This is a genomic window from Streptomyces sp. bgisy130 (assembly GCF_057708345.1).
In genome coordinates this window covers 1-16523 of record NZ_JBYISA010000055.1, presented here as the reverse complement: position 1 = coordinate 16523, position 16523 = coordinate 1, and the positions used below count along the sequence as shown (strand labels likewise).

15 protein-coding genes are annotated in these 16523 nt (G+C 71.6%); 8 read left to right on the top strand and 7 right to left on the bottom strand.

Translation table 11 applies throughout. The features are described 5' to 3' along the window. Window positions 1–107 precede the first annotated feature (107 nt). From AC3EUV_RS35610 to AC3EUV_RS35595, 4 genes are all read left to right on the top strand, one after another. The gene (locus tag AC3EUV_RS35610; protein ID WP_435604709.1) at window positions 108–2537 is read left to right on the top strand and encodes an ATP-binding protein; all 2430 of its coding nucleotides are present in this window, start codon (window positions 108–110) and stop codon (window positions 2535–2537) included. Between the two features lie 361 nt (window positions 2538–2898). After that, window positions 2899–4059 carry an RICIN domain-containing protein gene (locus tag AC3EUV_RS35605; RefSeq protein ID WP_432140446.1) on the top strand — a complete coding sequence of 387 codons (1161 nt, stop codon included), beginning with the start codon at window positions 2899–2901 and terminating at the stop codon, window positions 4057–4059. A 99-nt stretch (window positions 4060–4158) separates the two neighbouring features. Continuing rightward, a complete protein-coding gene (locus AC3EUV_RS35600; RefSeq protein ID WP_435604708.1) occupies window positions 4159–5718 on the top strand; it encodes an MFS transporter in 1560 nt (519 codons plus the stop codon). A gap of 200 nt (window positions 5719–5918) precedes the next feature. After that, complete coding sequence (locus AC3EUV_RS35595; RefSeq protein ID WP_432140472.1) at window positions 5919–6689, top strand: TetR/AcrR family transcriptional regulator; 771 nt, start codon at window positions 5919–5921, stop codon at window positions 6687–6689. A 15-nt stretch (window positions 6690–6704) separates the two neighbouring features. Here the strand turns inward: AC3EUV_RS35595 and AC3EUV_RS35590 are convergent, their stop codons facing one another. The 3 genes from AC3EUV_RS35590 to AC3EUV_RS35580 all read right to left on the bottom strand — a co-directional run bounded on the left by AC3EUV_RS35590 (window position 6705) and on the right by AC3EUV_RS35580 (window position 10974). Then, window positions 6705–7547, bottom strand: coding sequence for a YceI family protein (locus AC3EUV_RS35590; RefSeq protein ID WP_435604707.1), 843 nt, complete (start codon window positions 7545–7547; stop codon window positions 6705–6707). 299 nt (window positions 7548–7846) lie between these two features. After that, window positions 7847–10381 (bottom strand): MFS transporter, encoded by a 2535-nt coding sequence (locus AC3EUV_RS35585; RefSeq protein WP_488187994.1) that lies wholly within the window; start codon window positions 10379–10381, stop codon window positions 7847–7849. Window positions 10382–10473: 92 nt separating this feature from the next. Next, the gene (locus tag AC3EUV_RS35580; protein WP_432140442.1) at window positions 10474–10974 is read right to left on the bottom strand and encodes a MarR family winged helix-turn-helix transcriptional regulator; all 501 of its coding nucleotides are present in this window, start codon (window positions 10972–10974) and stop codon (window positions 10474–10476) included. Window positions 10975–11331: 357 nt separating this feature from the next. On the opposite strand from AC3EUV_RS35580, the gene AC3EUV_RS35575 reads away from it, so the two are divergent. Then, window positions 11332–11550: a hypothetical protein gene (locus tag AC3EUV_RS35575; protein WP_018089839.1), complete on the top strand. Its 219-nt coding sequence runs from the start codon at window positions 11332–11334 to the stop codon at window positions 11548–11550. A 71-nt stretch (window positions 11551–11621) separates the two neighbouring features. Here AC3EUV_RS35575 and AC3EUV_RS35570 read toward each other — a convergent pair whose 3' ends face one another. Then, a complete protein-coding gene (locus AC3EUV_RS35570; protein ID WP_432140441.1) occupies window positions 11622–11894 on the bottom strand; it encodes a hypothetical protein in 273 nt (90 codons plus the stop codon). Window positions 11895–12284: 390 nt separating this feature from the next. Here AC3EUV_RS35570 and AC3EUV_RS35565 point away from each other — a divergent pair, with 390 nt between their 5' ends. Together AC3EUV_RS35565 and AC3EUV_RS35560 are read left to right on the top strand one after the other, a co-directional pair. Then, on the top strand, window positions 12285–12560 hold the full coding sequence (locus tag AC3EUV_RS35565) for a GntR family transcriptional regulator (protein ID WP_432140440.1): 276 nt from the start codon (window positions 12285–12287) through the stop codon (window positions 12558–12560). 48 nt (window positions 12561–12608) lie between these two features. Beyond that, window positions 12609–12800, top strand: a complete 192-nt coding sequence (locus tag AC3EUV_RS35560; RefSeq protein ID WP_432140439.1) for a GntR family transcriptional regulator — start codon at window positions 12609–12611, stop codon at window positions 12798–12800. A gap of 40 nt (window positions 12801–12840) precedes the next feature. Here the strand turns inward: AC3EUV_RS35560 and AC3EUV_RS35555 are convergent, their stop codons facing one another. Next, window positions 12841–14169, bottom strand: a complete 1329-nt coding sequence (locus AC3EUV_RS35555; protein WP_435604705.1) for an amidohydrolase family protein — start codon at window positions 14167–14169, stop codon at window positions 12841–12843. 73 nt (window positions 14170–14242) lie between these two features. Between AC3EUV_RS35555 and AC3EUV_RS35550 the strand changes: the two genes are divergently transcribed. Further along, complete coding sequence (locus tag AC3EUV_RS35550) at window positions 14243–14794, top strand: MarR family winged helix-turn-helix transcriptional regulator (protein WP_435604704.1); 552 nt, start codon at window positions 14243–14245, stop codon at window positions 14792–14794. Between the two features lie 149 nt (window positions 14795–14943). On the opposite strand, the gene AC3EUV_RS35545 is transcribed toward AC3EUV_RS35550, so the two are convergent. Further along, entirely contained in the window at window positions 14944–15417 is a 474-nt protein-coding gene (locus AC3EUV_RS35545; protein ID WP_435604703.1) for a VOC family protein, read from the bottom strand. Window positions 15418–15599: 182 nt separating this feature from the next. Next, a complete protein-coding gene (locus AC3EUV_RS35540) occupies window positions 15600–16421 on the bottom strand; it encodes a hypothetical protein (protein WP_435604702.1) in 822 nt (273 codons plus the stop codon). Window positions 16422–16523: the final 102 nt, after the last annotated feature.

Below are 16523 nucleotides of genomic sequence, written 5' to 3'. Positions count from 1 at the left end.
CCCCTCCCGCTCCGTCCGCTACCTCTCGGTCCGCTACCCCTCTATTTGAGGGAGAGCGCTCCGGATGGCCGAAAATGATCAGGTCTCGGCCATCCGGAGCGCGGCACATGAGCGAGAGGGCACGACGCAGCATGGAGAACGACCACCGGGCCACCCGCCGTCACCCCGCCGAGCGGACGGAACACAGCTCCCCGGGGGCCGGTCCGGGCCCGGCGGATGGGGAGGTGCAGGCGGAGCTGACGAGCTTTGTCGGGCGTCGGCGGGAGGTGGACCGAGTGCGCCAACTGCTCACCCGTACCCGGTTGTTGACGCTGACCGGGGCGGGGGGCATCGGCAAGACCCGGCTGGCGCTGCGGGTGGCCTCGGAGGTGCGGCGGTCCTACCCCGGCGGGGTGTGGGTGGTGGACCTGGCGCCGCTGGAGGACGGTGCCCTGCTCGCGCAGACGGTGCTGGCCGCGCTGGGGCTGGACCACGATTCGGCCCGGCCGCCGATGCGGACGCTGGCCGACCATCTCCAGGACCGGCGGCTGCTGCTGGTGCTGGACAACTGCGAGCATCTCCTGGACGCCTGCGCGGAGTTGGTCCGGGCGTTGCTGGCGGCGGCGCCCCGTATGCAGGTGCTGACCACCAGCCGGCAGGCGTTGCGGGTCGACGGTGAGTACCTGATGGTCGTTCCGCCGCTGTCCACACCGGAGTTGGGCCACCCGGTGCCGCCCGCGGAGCTGGCCCGGTACGAGGCCGTGCGGCTGTTCGCCGACCGGGCCCTGGCGGTGTACGGCGACTTCACCCTCAGCCCGGACAACCTGGAGACGGTCGCCCGGATCTGCCACCGGCTGGAGGGCATTCCGCTGGCCATCGAGCTGGCGGCGGCCCGGCTGCGGGTGCTGTCGCCCCGTCAGATACTCGACCGGCTTGACAATCGCTTCGAGCTGCTGACCCGTGGCAGCCGCGCCGCCCTGCCCCGTTGGCGGACCCTGCGGGCGGCGATCGACTGGAGCTACGAGCTGTGCACGCCGCCCGAGCAGCGGCTGTGGGCGTGGCTGTCCGTCTTCTGCGGCGGGTTCGACCTGGAGGCGGTCGAAGAGGTCTGTGCCGGGGAGGGGCTGCCCCGCGAGACGGTGCTCGATGTGGTGACCGAGCTGGTGGACAAGTCGATCCTGAGCCGTGAGGACCACCAGGGCCAGGTGCGGTACCGGATGCTGGAGACCATCCGGCAGTACGGTCGCGCCCGCTTGGAGGACGGCGGGGCCGGCCCGCAGCGGGAGACCGTACGCCGCCGACACCGCGACCACTACCAGCAGTTGGCCACCCGTGCGGAGGCCGAGTGGTTCGGCCCCCGGCAGATGGCGTGGTTCGCCCGCCTGCGCCTGGAGAACGCCAACCTCCGGGCGGCGCTGGAGTTCTGCCTCGGGACGCCCGGGGAGCACCGCGCCGGGCTCCAGCTGGTCACCTCGCTGTGGAGCCACCGGCTCGGGGTGAGCGGAGTGGAGGAGCAGCGCAGCTGGCTCGGCCGGGCCCTGGCGCTGGACACCGGTCCCAGCTCCGCCCGCGCCAGGGCGCTGTGGGTCGACGGCTGGCTGGCCTTTCTGCGCGGGGACATGGCGACCGGGCACGCCCGTTTGGCCGCCTGCCAGGAGCTCGCGGAGACCCTTGGCGAGGCCGGGCCGCTCGCCGACGCGGTGCAGTTCGCCGGCCTCGCCGCGCTCTTCCAGGACGAGTTCCGCCGGGCCGTCCCCCTGCTGGAGGACGCGCTCGGCCGGCACCGCGCCAACGGGGACCTCGGGGCCCAGTGGACGACGCTGTTCCTGCTCGCCCTCTCGTACTGTCTGGCCGACGACCCCCGGGCCACCCCGCTCGGCGAGGAGTGCCTGGCCCTGTGCGACACCCATGACGCGCGCTGGTCCCGTTCGTACGCGCTGTGGGTGCTCGGGCTCCAGCGCTGGCTGGCCGGGAGCACCGGTGAGGCGATCGCCCTGCTCCAGGACGCGCTGCGGGGCGAGCTTCCGCACCACAACCTCCTGGCCACGGCCCAGTGCCTGGAGGTGCTCGCCTGGGCCACCGCCCGGGACGGCAACCCGCTCCAGTCGGCCCGGCTGCTCGGGGCGGCGCAGACGCTCTGGCTGTCCCTGGGGGCCGCGCTGCCCGGCCTGGGCCGGCTGCTCCAGCACCACACCGAGTGCGAGCTGCGGCTGCGGAGTGCGCTCGGCGACGCGCCCTTCGACGCCGCCGTACGCGACGGGGCCGGCCTCCCCCTCGACGAGGCGATCGCCTGCGCGCTGGGCCGCCCGGCCCCGGCCGGGGAGCGGTCGGCCCCGGTCGGGAAGCGGTCGGCCCCGCCGGCGCCGCTGACCCGGCGGGAGCACCAGGTCGTCTCGCTGCTCGTGGCAGGACTGACCGACAAGGAGATCGCCGCCGAGCTCGTCATCTCAGCCCGCACCGCCGAAGGGCATGTGCAGCGCATCCTGGCCAAACTCGGCTTCAGCTCCCGGACCCAGGCCGCCGTCTGGGCCGTCGCACGGGGCGCTACCGCACCCTGACCGTCCCGGCGGGCGGCGGGCGGCGGGCGGCGAGCGGCGGGCGGCGGGCGGCGAGCGACGGAAAACACGTACCCAAAGACAGGTAGTTCTCCGCTATCCGCAGGAGGGTCCCGACGGAGACCGTGGTGCGCGGTCGCCGCGTCGGGGCGGCGACCCGTCCGGTCCGCTGGACGGGTCGCCCGGTCCGCCGGCGCCCACCCGCGCACGGTGGCGCGTTCCGCTGCGCGCGTGGCTGAGCAAGAGGCGTGGTGCCGGTCGGGTGCCACCCTCACCACGATGAGCAGGAAGAAGTGGGGCACCGGAAATGACTGCACGATGGGCCGGGAGATCCGGCCGTCTGTGTGCGCGCTTGGGTACGGCGGTGGCGATCGCCTTGACGATGTGCCTCGGGCTCCTCGTCACGCCGTTCGGGACGGGGGAGGCGCGGGCTGATGGCGGCCAGGACTGTAGCCAGCCCCTCCAGTGCGTGACGATCTACAGCAAGCTGGAGGCGCCCAACTGGCGGGTGCTGGACGTCGCACGGGGCTGGGGCGGTGACGGTGCCGCGAACTGGGGGCACCTCAACGTCGTGCCGAAGGGCGACCCGACCGGCGACAACCAGAAGTTCCAGCTGCGGGACACCGGCGACGGCAGCTTCCAGATGGTGGTCAACGACGGCGGCAAGTGCATCGCCCAGGACGACGGTCACTACCTCGGCTGGATGGCCGAGGCGGACTGCGCGAACGTCGACACCCAGAAGTGGTACCTCCAGCCGACGCCCTCCGACGGGTTCATGATCCGCTCGGTCAAGGACGACTCCTGCATGAACGCCCAGGGCGGGTACAGCGGGCAGAACTTCGTCTACCACTCGAACCACGTCGGGTCCTACGGCTGCAACTCCGGCGACCAGGCGTCGTTCTTCAGCATCCACGACCCGGCCGCCGGGGACGCGCGGGAGACCCCGGCCATGTACAGCCTCGCGGCGTCCTATGCGATGACCAAGTGCGACAAGGACCACGCGTACTGCAAGTGGGAGATCACCGACCGTTCCGAGCCCACGTACGGGACGCCGATCTGCCGTGGTCACACCGACAAGAACGAGACCGGCGGCGACCTGACCAAGGAGCTGACCCAGACCGAGACCAGCATCGAGTCCACCACGACGGGCTCGGCGATCCAGGACACCGCCGAGGTGGGCGTCACCCTGACCCTGGGCGTGAAGGACGTCTTCTCGGCACAGGTGGGTTCGAAGTTCAGCCACTCCTGGCAGAGCAACTACGCACGCACCACCGGTACCCAGAAGACCTGGTCGGAGAAGGTGAGCATCACCGTTCCCGACGGCCAGTACGGCTGGGTGGAGGAGCAGCCCCGGACCCAGGAACTGACCGGCCACTTCGTCTTCGACATCAACGGCTGGGGCCAGTGGACCTACGGCTCCGACAGCAGCAACCCGGCCGTGGCCAAGATCGCCCTCGGTGGCGGCGACTCCGGTAACGGGCTGTGGGTCAGCAAGACCGGCACCGAGCTGCCGACCTACTGCTGACCGCGGGTACCCGCGACCCGGCCAAAAATTAAATGTACGGCGTATAGCACTCCCTGTACGGTGTAAATGATCCGCCCATACACCGTACAGGGAGCCCGTATGTCCCCCGTGGCCTCCGACGCCACCATCACCCTCCAGCCGCCGGGCCGGACCGCCGCCCGCTGGCTGATCCTCGCCGTCATCTGCCTGGCCCAGCTGACCGTCATCCTCGACAACACCGTCCTCAACGTCGCCATCCCCTCCCTCACCGGGGACCTGGGCGCGAGCACCGCCGACGTCCAGTGGATGATCAACGCCTATTCGCTGGTGCAGTCCGGTCTGCTGCTCACCGCGGGCAACTCCGCCGACCGCTACGGCCGCAAGAAGATGCTCGCCGTCGGCCTGGTGCTCTTCGGCGTCGCCTCGCTCGGCGCGGCGCTCGCCCAGTCGCCCGGCCAGCTGATCGCCGCCCGCGCCGGGATGGGCGTCGGCGGCGCGCTACTGGTGACCACCACCCTCGCCGTCGTCATGCAGATCTTCGACGACGACGAGCGCCCCAAGGCCATCGGCATCTGGAGCTCGGTCAACTCGCTCGGGTTCGCGGCCGGGCCGCTGATCGGCGGGGCGCTGCTCGACCACTTCTGGTGGGGCTCGCTGTTCCTGGTCAACCTGCCGGTCGCCGTCATGGCGCTGGCCGCCGTCATCGCCCTCGTCCCCGAATCCAGCAGCCGCGGCGGTGAAAGGCCGGACCTGCTGGGAGCCCTGCTCTCCATGGTCGGCATGGTCGGCGTGGTCTTCGCGATCATCTCCGGGCCGGTCACCGGCTGGCTGTCCGGCCGGGTGCTGATCTCCGCCGCCATCGGCCTGGCCGGCCTCGCCGCCTTCGCGCTCTGGGAGCTGCGCGTCCCGTATCCGATGCTGGACATGCACTTCTTCCGCAACCGCCGGTTCATCGGCGCGGTCGCCGGCGGCATCCTCGTCGCCTTCGGCATGGGCGGCTCGATGTTCCTGCTCACCCAGCATCTGCAACTGGTCCTCGGCTACGGCCCGCTGGACGCCGGACTGCGGATGGCGCCGCTCGCCGTCACCGTCATCCTGCTCAACTTCACCGGTCTGAGCGCGCGGCTGCTGCCCCGGCTCGGCACCCCCGGGATGATCGTCTCCGGGATGTCGCTGCTCGCGGCCGGCCTCGCCGCCATCTCGCTGCTCGGCGGCGACAGCTACGGCGGCATGCTGACCGGCATGATCGTGATGGGCGTCGGTGTCGCGCTCGCCATGCCGGCGATGGCCAACGCCATCATGTCCGCGATCCCGCCGGCCAAGGCCGGAGTGGGCGCGGGCGTCAACGGCACGCTGATGGAGTTCGGCACGGGCCTCGGCGTCGCCGTCCTCGGCGCGGTCCTCAACTCCCGCTTCGTCGCGCTGCTTCCGCTGGCCGCCGCCGGTGCCGGCTCGCTGCCCGCGGCACTCGCCCGGACCCGTACGGACGCCGAACGCACCGCCGTCCACGACGCCTTCGCGGCCGGTATCGGAACCAGCCAGCTGGTCGGCGCGGCCGCGGTGTTCCTCGGCGGACTGGTCGCCGCGATACTGCTGCGCCGGGCGGAGCGGGCCGGCCAGGACCCGGAGGCGCCGGCCACGCCCGCCGGTGCGGAAGCGGCGGCCGCCGGAGCGGAATAGCATCGGCGGTAGGTGATCGTGAACGGCACGCACCGGCAGCACGTATGACCACCCGTACGCGCCCGCACGTGCCCGCGCACCGACGACAACACCACAACGACACCAACAACGACGCCGACGACGACACCGACGACGACATCAACAACGACATCAACAACGACACCCTGACGCCGCAGACGTTCGGGGCAAGGAGGGGCGCCATGGCAGCGACGGACGGCCGTGCCGGGAAGCGGCCGAACAGCGTCTGGCTGGCCGAACGCCCCCCGCTCAAACGGAAGGCGGACCAGCCGGCCGGACTCGACCTCGACAAGATCGTCGCGGCGACGGTCCGGCTGCTGGACGCCGAGGGCCTGGCGAAGTTCTCCATGCGCCGGCTCGCGGCCGAGCTGGGCGTCACCGCGATGTCCGTCTACTGGTACGTCGACACCAAGGACGACCTGCTGGAACTTGCCCTGGACCGCGTCATGGGCGAGGTGCGGCTGCCGGACGAGACCGACACCGGCCGGGACTGGCGGGACCATCTGCGCTCACTGGCCGCCGAATACCGCACCCTGCTGACCGGCCACGCCTGGGTGGCCCGGCTGCTGGGCACGTACATCAACATCGGCCCGCACTCGATCGCCTTCTCCAACGCCAGCATGCGGGTGATGAAGGAGAGCGGTCTGTCGTTCCAGCAGATCTCCGGCGGGCTGTCCGCCGTCTTCCAGTTCGTCTACGGCTTCGCCACCATCGAGGGCCTGTTCAACGCCCGCTGCGCGGAGGCCGGGGTGTCCGTTGACGCGTACTTCCAGCAGGTGATGACCTCGGTCCAGGGCCTGCCGGAGTTCGCGGAGACGCTGGAGAACGCCACCAAGGTCATGGAGGCCCGCGGCGGGGCCACCGTACGGGAGATGCGCGACCGCGACTTCGCCTTCGCCCTCGATCTCCAGATCGCGGGCATCGAGGCGATGCGGGACCGGGCGGGGGAGTGACACCCGGCCCGGCCGTCATGCCACCGGCAGGCTCTCCCCCTGCACCGCCTGAATGTCCAACTCGACCTTGAGCGTGGTCCCGATGGCCGCGACACCGGCCGCCACGACCTGGTTGTAGTTCATCTTGAAGTCCTCGCGGCGCAGTTCGGCAGTGGCGCGGAACGCGGCGCGCACGCCGCCCCACGGGTCGGGGCCGGTGCCGAGGTAGCTCAGTTCGAGGTCCACCGGCCGGACGACACCGTGCAGCGAGAGCTCACCGTGCACGGTCCAGCGGTCCGGGCCGGCCGGTGACAGGCCCGAGCTGCGGTAGCTGAGCTCCGGGTACTCCTCGACGTTCAGGAAGTCCGCGGAGCGCAGATGGCCGTCGCGCATCCCGTTGCCGGTGTCGATGGAGGCGGCCTTGATGTCCGCCTCGACCCGCGAGGAGTTCAGGTCCTCGGCGATCTCGATCCGGCCGCCGAACTCGGTGAACCGGCCGTGCACGCTGGAGATCCCCAGGTGCTGGGCGACCGCCGCCACCGTCGAGTGCATCGGGTCGATGGTCCAGACACCGGGCGGCGGCAGCTCGGCCCCGCCCTGCCGGGCCAGGACGACGCTGCCCACGTCCATCCGGCCGCTCGCCGTCACGATCGCGCTGGAGGCGACCGGCGCGTAGCCGACCGCCGTCACGATGACCGTGTACGGTCCGGCCGGCAGCGGCTCCGCGCTGCGGATGGCGCCCTCGTCGTCCGCCGCGGCCCGCAGCACCTGCGCGCCGGTCATATCGGTGACGGTCAGTACGGCGTGCTGGACCGCCCAGCCGTCCCGTGTGCGGACCTGCGCCCTCAGTCCCGCAGCTCCCGCGCCCGTCGAAGTCATTGCCTCTCCCGTTTGTTGCCTGGTGGTGTCCCTGCTCAGGGGCCCGTACGAGCCGAGCCGTGAGCGTGGGGAGGTGTCGGGCCCCGGCGGCGGCGTGCAGGCCGTCCCCTGCCTGTGCGCAGCGCCGCCGCCGGAGCCCTTCGGTCCGGTCCGGGACGCGCCTCCGCTCAACGCGCGCCCCGGCCCGGGGCTTTCTGCGTCAGGGGCGTCGCCTGCTCTCTGCGCAACCGACACGGCCCCTGCCCGCGCTCATTCCGTCATACCCGCACCCCGGGGTGGCTCCCCGGGTCCGGGGTGTTTCAGTCCCCCGGGTGTGCGAGTTCGACGTCGTAGCCGTCGACCCCGTGCGCATCGACCGCGAGGCCGGTGGCGACGGGCGGGTAGCCGCTCGCGATGACCGTGTAGTCGCCGGCGTCCAGGTCGGTGAAGGCGTAGGCGCCGTCCTCCCCGGTCGTCGAGGTGGCCACGACATTGCCCGCCGCGTCCACCAGCGTGACCCGTGCGTCGGGCAGCGGCCGGCGGTGCGCACCGGCCCGCACGACGCCCTGCACCCGCGCGCCGGACAGCAGCTCGATCTCGATCCTCGTGGTGCCCTGGCCGCCGATCTCGACCGGCAGTGCGGCCGGGCGGTGGTTCGGGGCGTTCACGGCGACGGTGAAGGTGCCGGGCGCCAGCTCGTCGAAGGCGAACTGGCCCTCGGCGCCGGTCTTTCCGGTGGCCAGCACCTCGCCGCGGACGTCGGTGACGACGACCATCGCCCCGTCGACCGGTGCGCCGGTGGCCGCGCTGCGGACCTGGCCGCCGAGGCCGCTGGTGCCGCTGAGCAAGATGTCGTAGGCGTGCGGCGCCTCGCCGAGGACGACCGTGGACGCCTGCGGCTGGTGGCCGTCGGCCGCGGCGATCAGGACGTACGAGCCGGCGCCGGGGGCGCTGAGCACATACGAACCGTTGGCCTGGGCGACCGCGCGGCCCAACTGCCGCCCGCTGAGCGAGATCAGCGTGACCGCGGAGCGCGGTACGGGGCTGCCCTCCGCGTTGCGGACGAAGCCGTGCACCGACGGCCCGGACGGGGTGCCGTCCCCGCCGCCCGCCGAGGCGTACGCGGCCAGCGGCTGGGTGGCGGTCGCCACGGCCGGCTGCGCCCAGGAGGGCGTGTGCGCCTCGTCGTCCGGGGCCACCGGCGCGGCGCCCACCAGGGCGGGCTCCCGCTCCTCGGCCTGCGCCGGAATGACGGCCTCCGCGGCGGCGGCCGACGGGGTGGCGGCCGACGGGGTGGCCGACGGGGCGGCCGCGGCCGGTGCGTCCTCGGAGCTCTGGGCCAGTCCGCCGCGGGTCTTCAATGCGACCTCCTTGATGAACAGGGTGAAGAGGAAGGCGAGCAGCGCGCAGGGCGCCGCGTACAGGAAGACATCGGCGACACCGTGCCCATAGGCGCTCTCCATGACGGTGCGCAGCGGCGCCGGGAGGGAGTCCAGGTCGGGGATGCCGCCGCCGCTGTTGCCGGCGCCGTGGGCGGCGGCCTTGGCGGCCTTGGGGCCGAGGTCGGCCAGGCCGTCCTTCACATAGTGGGTGACCCGGTTGGCCAGCACCGCACCCAGGGCCGAGACGCCCACCGCACCACCGAGGGAGCGGAAGAAGGTCACGACGGACGAGGCGGAGCCGAGGTCCTCGGGCGCCACCTGGTTCTGCGTGGCGAGCACCAGGTTCTGCATCATCATGCCGATGCCCAGGCCCATCAGCGCCATGAAGATCGCGATGTGCCAGTACTCGGTGTCGTAGCGGATGGTGCCCAGCAGGCCGAGGCCCGCGGTCACCAGCACACCGCCACTGACCAGCCACGCCTTCCACTTGCCGGTCTTGGTGATGACCTGGCCCGAGACGGTGGACGAGACGAACAGGCCACCGATCATCGGAATCGTCAGCACGCCGGACATCGTCGGCGACTCGCCGCGCGCCAGCTGGAAGTACTGGCTGAAGAAGACGGTGCCGGAGAACATCGCGATACCGACGAACAGCGAGGCCACCGACGCCAGGGTGATCGTCTTGTTGCGGAACAGCCGCAACGGGATGATCGGCTCCTTGGCCCGGGTCTCCACGAAGACGAAGACCGCGCCGAGCACGACCGCGCCGCCGACCATCGCGGCGGTCTGCCACGACATCCAGTCGTACTTGTCACCGGCCAGCGTCACCCACACCAGCAGCAGCGAGACCGCCGCGCTGATGAAGAAGGCACCGGCCCAGTCGACCTTGACGCCCTCGCGCTTGACGACCGGCAGCTTCAGCGTCTTCTGGAGCACGATCAGGGCGATCACCGCGAACGGCACACCCACGTAGAAGCACCAGCGCCAGCCGAGCCAGTCGGTGTCGGTGATCACGCCGCCGAGCAGCGGGCCGCCGACGGTGGCGACGGCGAAGGTGGCGCCGAGGTAGCCGCTGTAACGCCCGCGCTCCCGCGGCGAGATCATCGCGGCCATCACGATCTGGGCCAGGGCGGACAGCCCGCCCACGCCTATGCCCTGCACGACCCGGCAGGCGATCAGCATGCCGGTGTTCTGCGACAGCCCGGCGACGACCGAGCCCGCCACGTAAATGATCAGCGCGACCTGCACCAGCAGCTTCTTGCTGAACAGGTCGGAGAGCTTGCCCCACAGCGGGGTGGTCGCGGTCATCGCGAGCAGCGAAGCGGTGACGACCCAGGTGTAGGCGCTCTGTCCGCCGTCGAGGTCATGAATGATCTCGGGCAGCGCGTTGGAGACGATCGTCGACGACAGGATGGCGACGAACATGCCGAGCAGCAGCCCGGACAGCGCCTCCATGATCTGACGGTGCGTCATAGGGGCTCCGTCGGAGGCGTGCTGTCCGCCTCCGTGCCTGGCGTGGCCGCCCCGCACACCGGCTGGTGTGGTCGTAGCCATGTAGTTCCTTTTCATCCTGCGGGTGTACGGGTGGTGAAGTCGTGATGTGCCCGGGTGCGGCAGTCGCCGAAGCTCGTGCGGAGCCTGGCGAGGAGCTCGGTGAGCTGCCCGACATCGGCGTCGGACCAGTCGTCCAAGTACCGGGCGAGCGCGGCCGTGTAGCGCTCGGCGAGCTCGGCCAGCAGCGCGGTGCCGCTCGGGGTCAGCCGCAGCAGCCGTGAGCGCTTGTCCGCCGGATCGGGCTTCCGCTCGACCCAGCCGCGCTCGGCGACATGAGCCACATGCCGGCTGGTCACCGACATGTCGATCGCGAGCAGCTCGGCGAGCTGGCTCATCCGCATCTCACCGTGCCGGTCGAGCAGGGTGAGCACCCCCGCCGAGGCGGGCGGGCACTCCTGGGGCAGCATCCGCCCCATCTCCCGTTTGACGGCACCGATGGCGCTGAGTTGCCTGGCCAGCTCCTCGTACTGACTGTGAGCTGCCACCGGCTCCTCCACGCATCCCTCGTCCATCTTCTGTTGCTTGGGGCAACCATAAACAACGTTGGTTGCTGAAGGCAAATGATTCGTCCGGTCTTGAAGTAAAGGCAGCCCAAAGTCTGCACCGGGCATTGGTCAACGCCCCCGAGCCATCAGCCGTGAATTCGCAGGTGGGAGGCGTAATCCGGAGCGAAATCCGCCCCCCGCCGACAACGAGGCACCCCCGGACGCCCCACCCGGCCCCTCGCCCGACCGTCGCCCACGCCCCTCGGCCACGCCCAGCGCCCGCTCCGTACGGCCCCCTGGGCAGCCGCACGGCGCGCCCCGTGCGTTGCCGAGTACGCGCCCCAGGGGTGCCGCTCCGCCCCCGGTTCGCTAGGGTCCTTGCCCATGGCGACCAACCCGCAGAACCAGGCCGGCGGCAACTACGACCCGGCCGGCAGCACGCAGATGTTCCGCGCCTTCGTGGACGAGGGCGGCACCCCGCAGACCGGCGGCCGCCGCGCCCCGGCCCCCCAGCAGTCGGCCGGCCCCCGCGTGGGCCTCATCGTCGGCGTGATCGTCGCCCTCCTGGTCGTCGCGGGCGCGGCGTGGCTGGCGCTGGCCTGATCGCTTCCTCAACGCAAGGGGCCCGGCATCGGCGATGCCGGGCCCTTGATCTTTCCGGCTCGCGGGCTACGTCACGCGCCCGCCCTGCTTTCCACGATCCGCAGTACGTCGCGCAGCGCTTCACGCAACCTGTGGACACAGAAGCGGAGTTCCCTGGCGGTCGCCTCCGCCGGCCCGTTCAGCAGCTCGCTCGTGTGCCGGAGCAGTTCCTCGGCGGTGTCGAGCTGCGCGGCCTCCATGTCGTCGGCGAGCTCTGACAGAAACCCGCCGCTCTCGTCACTGGAGAGGTAACAGCGCTGCCCATCCGGCCCGTTCCAGGGCAACAGCCGCATCCTGCCGCTCATGAGGCGACCGCCATCTCGCGCAGGAACGCCCGCTCGCGCTGCGCCTGTTGGCGCTCGTGAGCGAGGAGGTAGGGCCGCACGAGGAGCGTGGCCTCGCCGTCGAGGGGGGATTCGGGGCGGCGCAGGGGGAGGAGGGGTTGGCGGCGCGCCCGCTGTGGCCGGTACGTGACGGTGGGGGCGGGGCGAGCCCGGTGCTTCCTTAACCGGGCGAGAAGGCTGCGCATAAGGTTTTGCACGTCGACCTGCTTTCTCCAGGTTGGCCATGCCCCGGGGGTGTTGGCGCACCCGCCGGGGTCTTCGCTTGCGACGTAGCTTAACTGAGGCGTGATACAGGATGCTACAGGACAACATATCTCGCCTGGGATGGGGTGGTGTGCCTAGCGTGGTCATGTGATCGAATTTGTTCCCGACAGACCCCGATGGCATCAGGTCGCCGATGTAATCCGCGCGCGTATCGCTGAGGGCACGTACCCGCCTCGATCACGAGTGCCCTCAGTGGTGCAGCTGACAGAGGAGTTCGGCATCTCTGGTGTGACCAGCCAGAAGGTGCTCCGAGGGCTGCGGAGTGAGGCCCTGATCTACACCGAGCCCGGCTTGGGCTCGTTCGTCGCGAAGAACGCCGCCGAAATCCTCAAACAGGCGGCCCGGTCCTCCGACGACTCCTGACGCCATGGAGTTCGACCCGACACGGCCCAGTGGAAGCAGATCGCCGACGTGATCCGTACGCGGATTGCGGACGGCACCTACCCGCCGCGCCAGCTCATGTCCGAGGTGCGGATGGAGCAGGAGTTCGGTGTCGCGCGCGTGACCATCCGCAAGGTCACCGCCGCCCTCCGGGAGGAAGGGCTCATCGTCACCACGCCCGGCATGGGCTCCTTCGTGACGGAGCGCCGACCCGGCGCCTGACGGGCCCGCGCACCCTCACGACTTCGGCATCAGGACGGGCTCAGCCCGCCGCCACCAGCCGCTCCGCCGCCCGGTGGGCCGTGTTCAGCAGGCCGCCCAACTCGCCGTACAGCAGCCGTCCGTCGCGTTTCACCGGGCGGCCGTCCACCAGGACGGTGTCGATGTTTCCGGGGTGGGCGGCGGTCACCACGGCGCCGATCGGGTCGTGGGCGACCGGGGCGAGGTTGAGGGCGTCGGCGCGGAGGAGGACGAGGTCGGCGCGTTTGCCGAGGCCCAGTGAGCCCACCTCGTCGGCCAGGCCGAGGGCCTCGGCGCCCTCGGCGGTGGCCATTCGCAGGACATCGGCCGCCTTGACCGTGGGGCCATCGGGCTCGCCGTCGCCGTCGCCGTCGAAGTGACTGCTCATCAGCGCGGCGCGCATCTGCGAGAACATATCGCCCGGCGCCGAGGTCACCGCGTCCGCGCCCAGGCCGGTCGGGATGCCCGCGCGGCGCAGTCGTCCCGCCATCGGTGCGCCGAACCGCATCGAGGCCTCGATCGCCGGTGTGATCGCCACCGCGCCGCCGGACTCGGCGATCAGTCGCAGCTCGGAGTCGGGCAGGGAATTGCCGTGCACATAGAGGGTGCCGGAGGTGAGCAGGCCCTGCTCCTGGAGGGCGGCGATCGGGCGCATGGCCACCGGGCCGGCGGTCACATGGACGGCGATCGGCAGGCCCAGTTCGCGGGCGAGCAGCCAGTCCTCCCGGACGGTCTCCGGTGGGGCGAAGGAGGGGCCGACGGGGGCCAGGGCCATGGTGAGCAGCGCCTTGCCCGAGGAGAAGTACTGGGTGCGGACCTGTCGCACCCAGTCGGCCCGCCGGGCGGTGTCGTCGAAGACGGGGTAGCCGTAGCCGAAGACGGCGCGGATGCCGGCCTCCTCCAGCGCCTCGATGGCGGCCGCGCTGTGCTCCGGCGTGTACTGGACGTGCGAGAAGTCCTGCACGGTGGTGACGCCGGTGTCCAGGCACTCCAGCGCGCCGAGGAGGTTGCCGGTGTACACATCGGCCGGGGTGAAGCGGCCGGAGAGATCGCCGAGGATCCGGCCGAGATAGCTGTCGAGGCTCTCGTCGACCGCGGCGGACCGCAGCACGGCCTGCCACACATGCCGGTGGGTGTCGACAAAGCCCGGCAGCACGATCAGCTCGCGGGCGTCGATCACCTCCAGGCCGGTATCCGCCTCGTCGATGGGCAGCCCGCGGCCCACGGCGGCGATCCGGCCCTCCTCGACGAGGACGTCGGTGTGCGGGTGGACGACGGGGTGGGGGGCGGTGTCGATGACCAGGCCGCCGCGCAGAAGCAGGCGCGGTGAGTGGTGGCGCTCGATTCCCATGGCAAGTCACCCTCTACACGTTCGGAAGAAAGCTTTATAGAAAGCTATCATGATGCTGATCTATCCTGCCGACGTGACCGCACCACCCGGACCGCGCCCTGACCCCGTCGACGCGCTGATGGACGCCTGGCACACCGAGCTGCCGGACGTGCTCCGCCCGACGACGGAGCTCTCGAAGCGCATAGCCCAGCTTGCCCGCGCCCTGGATCAGGCCACCCGTGGCGTGCTGCCCGAACTCGGCCTGACCGTCGCCGAGTTCGACATCCTGGTCGCCCTGCGCCGGGCGGGCGAGCCGTACCGTATGAAGCCGAACGAGCTGGCCCGCGCCCTGCTGCTGTCCTCCGGCGGCATCAGTAACGTCGTCAACCACCTCGCCGGGCGCGGCCTCGTCCGCCGCGAGCCCTCACCGGACGACGGCCGGAGCACCATGATCAGGCTGACGCCGGACGGGGTGCGGACGGCCGAGCACGCGGTCCGCGCCAACGCCGACGCCCATGAGGCCGTCTTCGCCGCCGCGTCCCCCACGGCCGTGGACGCGGCCACCCGGGCCCTGCGCGACGTGGACATACGCCACAGCCCCGCGCCGCGCCCGATACGGACCGGACGGAACCCCAGCCGCTCCTGAGGCCGCGGACCGCGGCGCGGCGCGCGACGGCCCGGAGCGCGGCGGCGGGCCGGGCCCGGGGCGCGGCGACGAGCCCCGGACCACGGGCCGCCCGGGACTCCCGTGACGCGCGGGCAGCCGCCGGAGGGCAGCCTCCGGAGGGCGGCCGCCTATGCCTGGTCGGCCGCGGCCTGGAGCGCGGCCATGTCGATCTTCTTCATGCCGAACATGGCCTTCATGGCGCGGGCCGCACGCTCCTGGTCCGGGTCGTTGAGCAGCTCCGCCATGCCGCCGGGTGCCACCTGCCAGGACAGTCCGTACCTGTCCTTCAGCCAGCCGCAGGGGCCCTCCTCGCCGCCCTCGGAGAGCTTGGCCCAGTAGTAGTCGATCTCGTCCTGGTCGGCGCACTCGATCATCAGCGAGATCGCCTCGCTGAAGGTGAACTCCGGCCCGCCGTTGAGCGCGAGGTACTCCTGGCCGTCGAGCTCGAATTCCACCGTCAGCACGGTGCCGGCCGGCCGCGGGCCCGCCTCGTTGTAATAGGTGACGGTCTTGATCTTCGAGTTCGGGAACACCGAGCAGTAGAACTCGGCTGCTTCCTTGCCTTGGTTGTCGAACCAGAGGTTGGGGGTGATCTTGGGCATGGTCTCTCCCTGGGACGGTTCGCGGCCGGTGGCTGCGTCTGTGCCTCTATAGACGGTCGCACCGGTCGGAACTCATCGCTATCCAGGGAGAGGGTTTCGCGGGCCGACGGGGGAACGGGGCGGCCCGGCAGACCGCGGGGCACAGCGGCCCCTCCCGGCCGCCTCGCTGCCAGGTGGCCGCCTCACTTCCAGGTGAAGGCCACATCCTTCGTCTCGATGTGCATGCCCGCCGGCACCCGCCAGCCGTCCACACACACCCGCCAGCTGCCGGTCTTCTTCCTTCCCGGTGCCAGGGGCAGCGGCAGCTTGTGGGTGGAAGAGCGGGTGGCCCAGTCGATGCCGAGGGCGCCGATGATGTGCGTCCCGAAGGTGACCGTGCCGGCGGTGACGGGCCGGTCACCGGTGTTGAGGAACTCCAGGGTGACCCGCTCGCACCAGCGCACGTCGGTGCCGGACCGGCCGGGTACACCGATCAGCAGGCCGTCGGGGGTGTCCGGGCCGGCCGGGAGGGTGGGGGAGGGCGGTTCGGGGGCGGGGGTGCCGTGCGGTGGAGTGGGATCGCCCGGGTGTGAGGGGGAGTTGGGGGAGCCCGGAGACGTCGGGGGCGTGGTGGCGCCGCCGTGGCCGGGGCGCGTTCCCGTGGTGGGTGCGGAGGAGCCGTGCCGGCCACCGGATGCGCCGGGGCTGCCGGAGGCCCGTACGCCGTCGGCCGTGTCCCCCTTACCGGAGCCGCCCGACGCCCCCGTACCGGGACGGCCGGACTCCGTACCGCCGCCGCTGCCGTCTTTGCCGCCGTTCCGCGCCTCGCCCCGGTCGCCGTCCAGCGGCGTCAGCTCGACACCGTCCCGGGGTGGTACGGCCTGTGTCGGCACCCGGCCGTCGGCGGGACCTGCCGCGCCCACCGCGGCATGGCCCGCACCGGCCGCGCTCCCGCAGCCGGTCAGCAGGGCACCCAGACACAGCACGGCCGCGGAAGCGGAGGCCACAGTCGTCGTCCGTCGCATCGGCACAGTGTTGCTGACGGTGTGTCAGGTGTACAGAGGCCGGACCGGGCTTGTGGAGGGCGGGTCGACAGCCTTCACCACAGGGGGCCGGATCATCGGCGG

What these genes read in the sequence shown, in the direction of transcription:
- AC3EUV_RS35610 (WP_435604709.1), top strand. Translation starts at nt 108, where the DNA reads ATGAGCGAGAGGGCACGACGCAGCATGGAGAACGACCACCGGGCCACC.
- AC3EUV_RS35600 (WP_435604708.1), top strand. Translation starts at nt 4,159, where the DNA reads ATGTCCCCCGTGGCCTCCGACGCCACCATCACCCTCCAGCCGCCGGGC.
- AC3EUV_RS35595 (WP_432140472.1), top strand. Translation starts at nt 5,919, where the DNA reads ATGGCAGCGACGGACGGCCGTGCCGGGAAGCGGCCGAACAGCGTCTGG.
- AC3EUV_RS35590 (WP_435604707.1), bottom strand. Translation starts at nt 7,547, where the DNA reads ATGACTTCGACGGGCGCGGGAGCTGCGGGACTGAGGGCGCAGGTCCGC.
- AC3EUV_RS35585 (WP_488187994.1), bottom strand. Translation starts at nt 10,381, where the DNA reads ATGACGCACCGTCAGATCATGGAGGCGCTGTCCGGGCTGCTGCTCGGC.
- AC3EUV_RS35580 (WP_432140442.1), bottom strand. Translation starts at nt 10,974, where the DNA reads ATGGACGAGGGATGCGTGGAGGAGCCGGTGGCAGCTCACAGTCAGTAC.
- AC3EUV_RS35575 (WP_018089839.1), top strand. Translation starts at nt 11,332, where the DNA reads ATGGCGACCAACCCGCAGAACCAGGCCGGCGGCAACTACGACCCGGCC.
- AC3EUV_RS35570 (WP_432140441.1), bottom strand. Translation starts at nt 11,894, where the DNA reads ATGAGCGGCAGGATGCGGCTGTTGCCCTGGAACGGGCCGGATGGGCAG.
- AC3EUV_RS35555 (WP_435604705.1), bottom strand. Translation starts at nt 14,169, where the DNA reads ATGGGAATCGAGCGCCACCACTCACCGCGCCTGCTTCTGCGCGGCGGC.
- AC3EUV_RS35545 (WP_435604703.1), bottom strand. Translation starts at nt 15,417, where the DNA reads ATGCCCAAGATCACCCCCAACCTCTGGTTCGACAACCAAGGCAAGGAA.
- AC3EUV_RS35540 (WP_435604702.1), bottom strand. Translation starts at nt 16,421, where the DNA reads ATGCGACGGACGACGACTGTGGCCTCCGCTTCCGCGGCCGTGCTGTGT.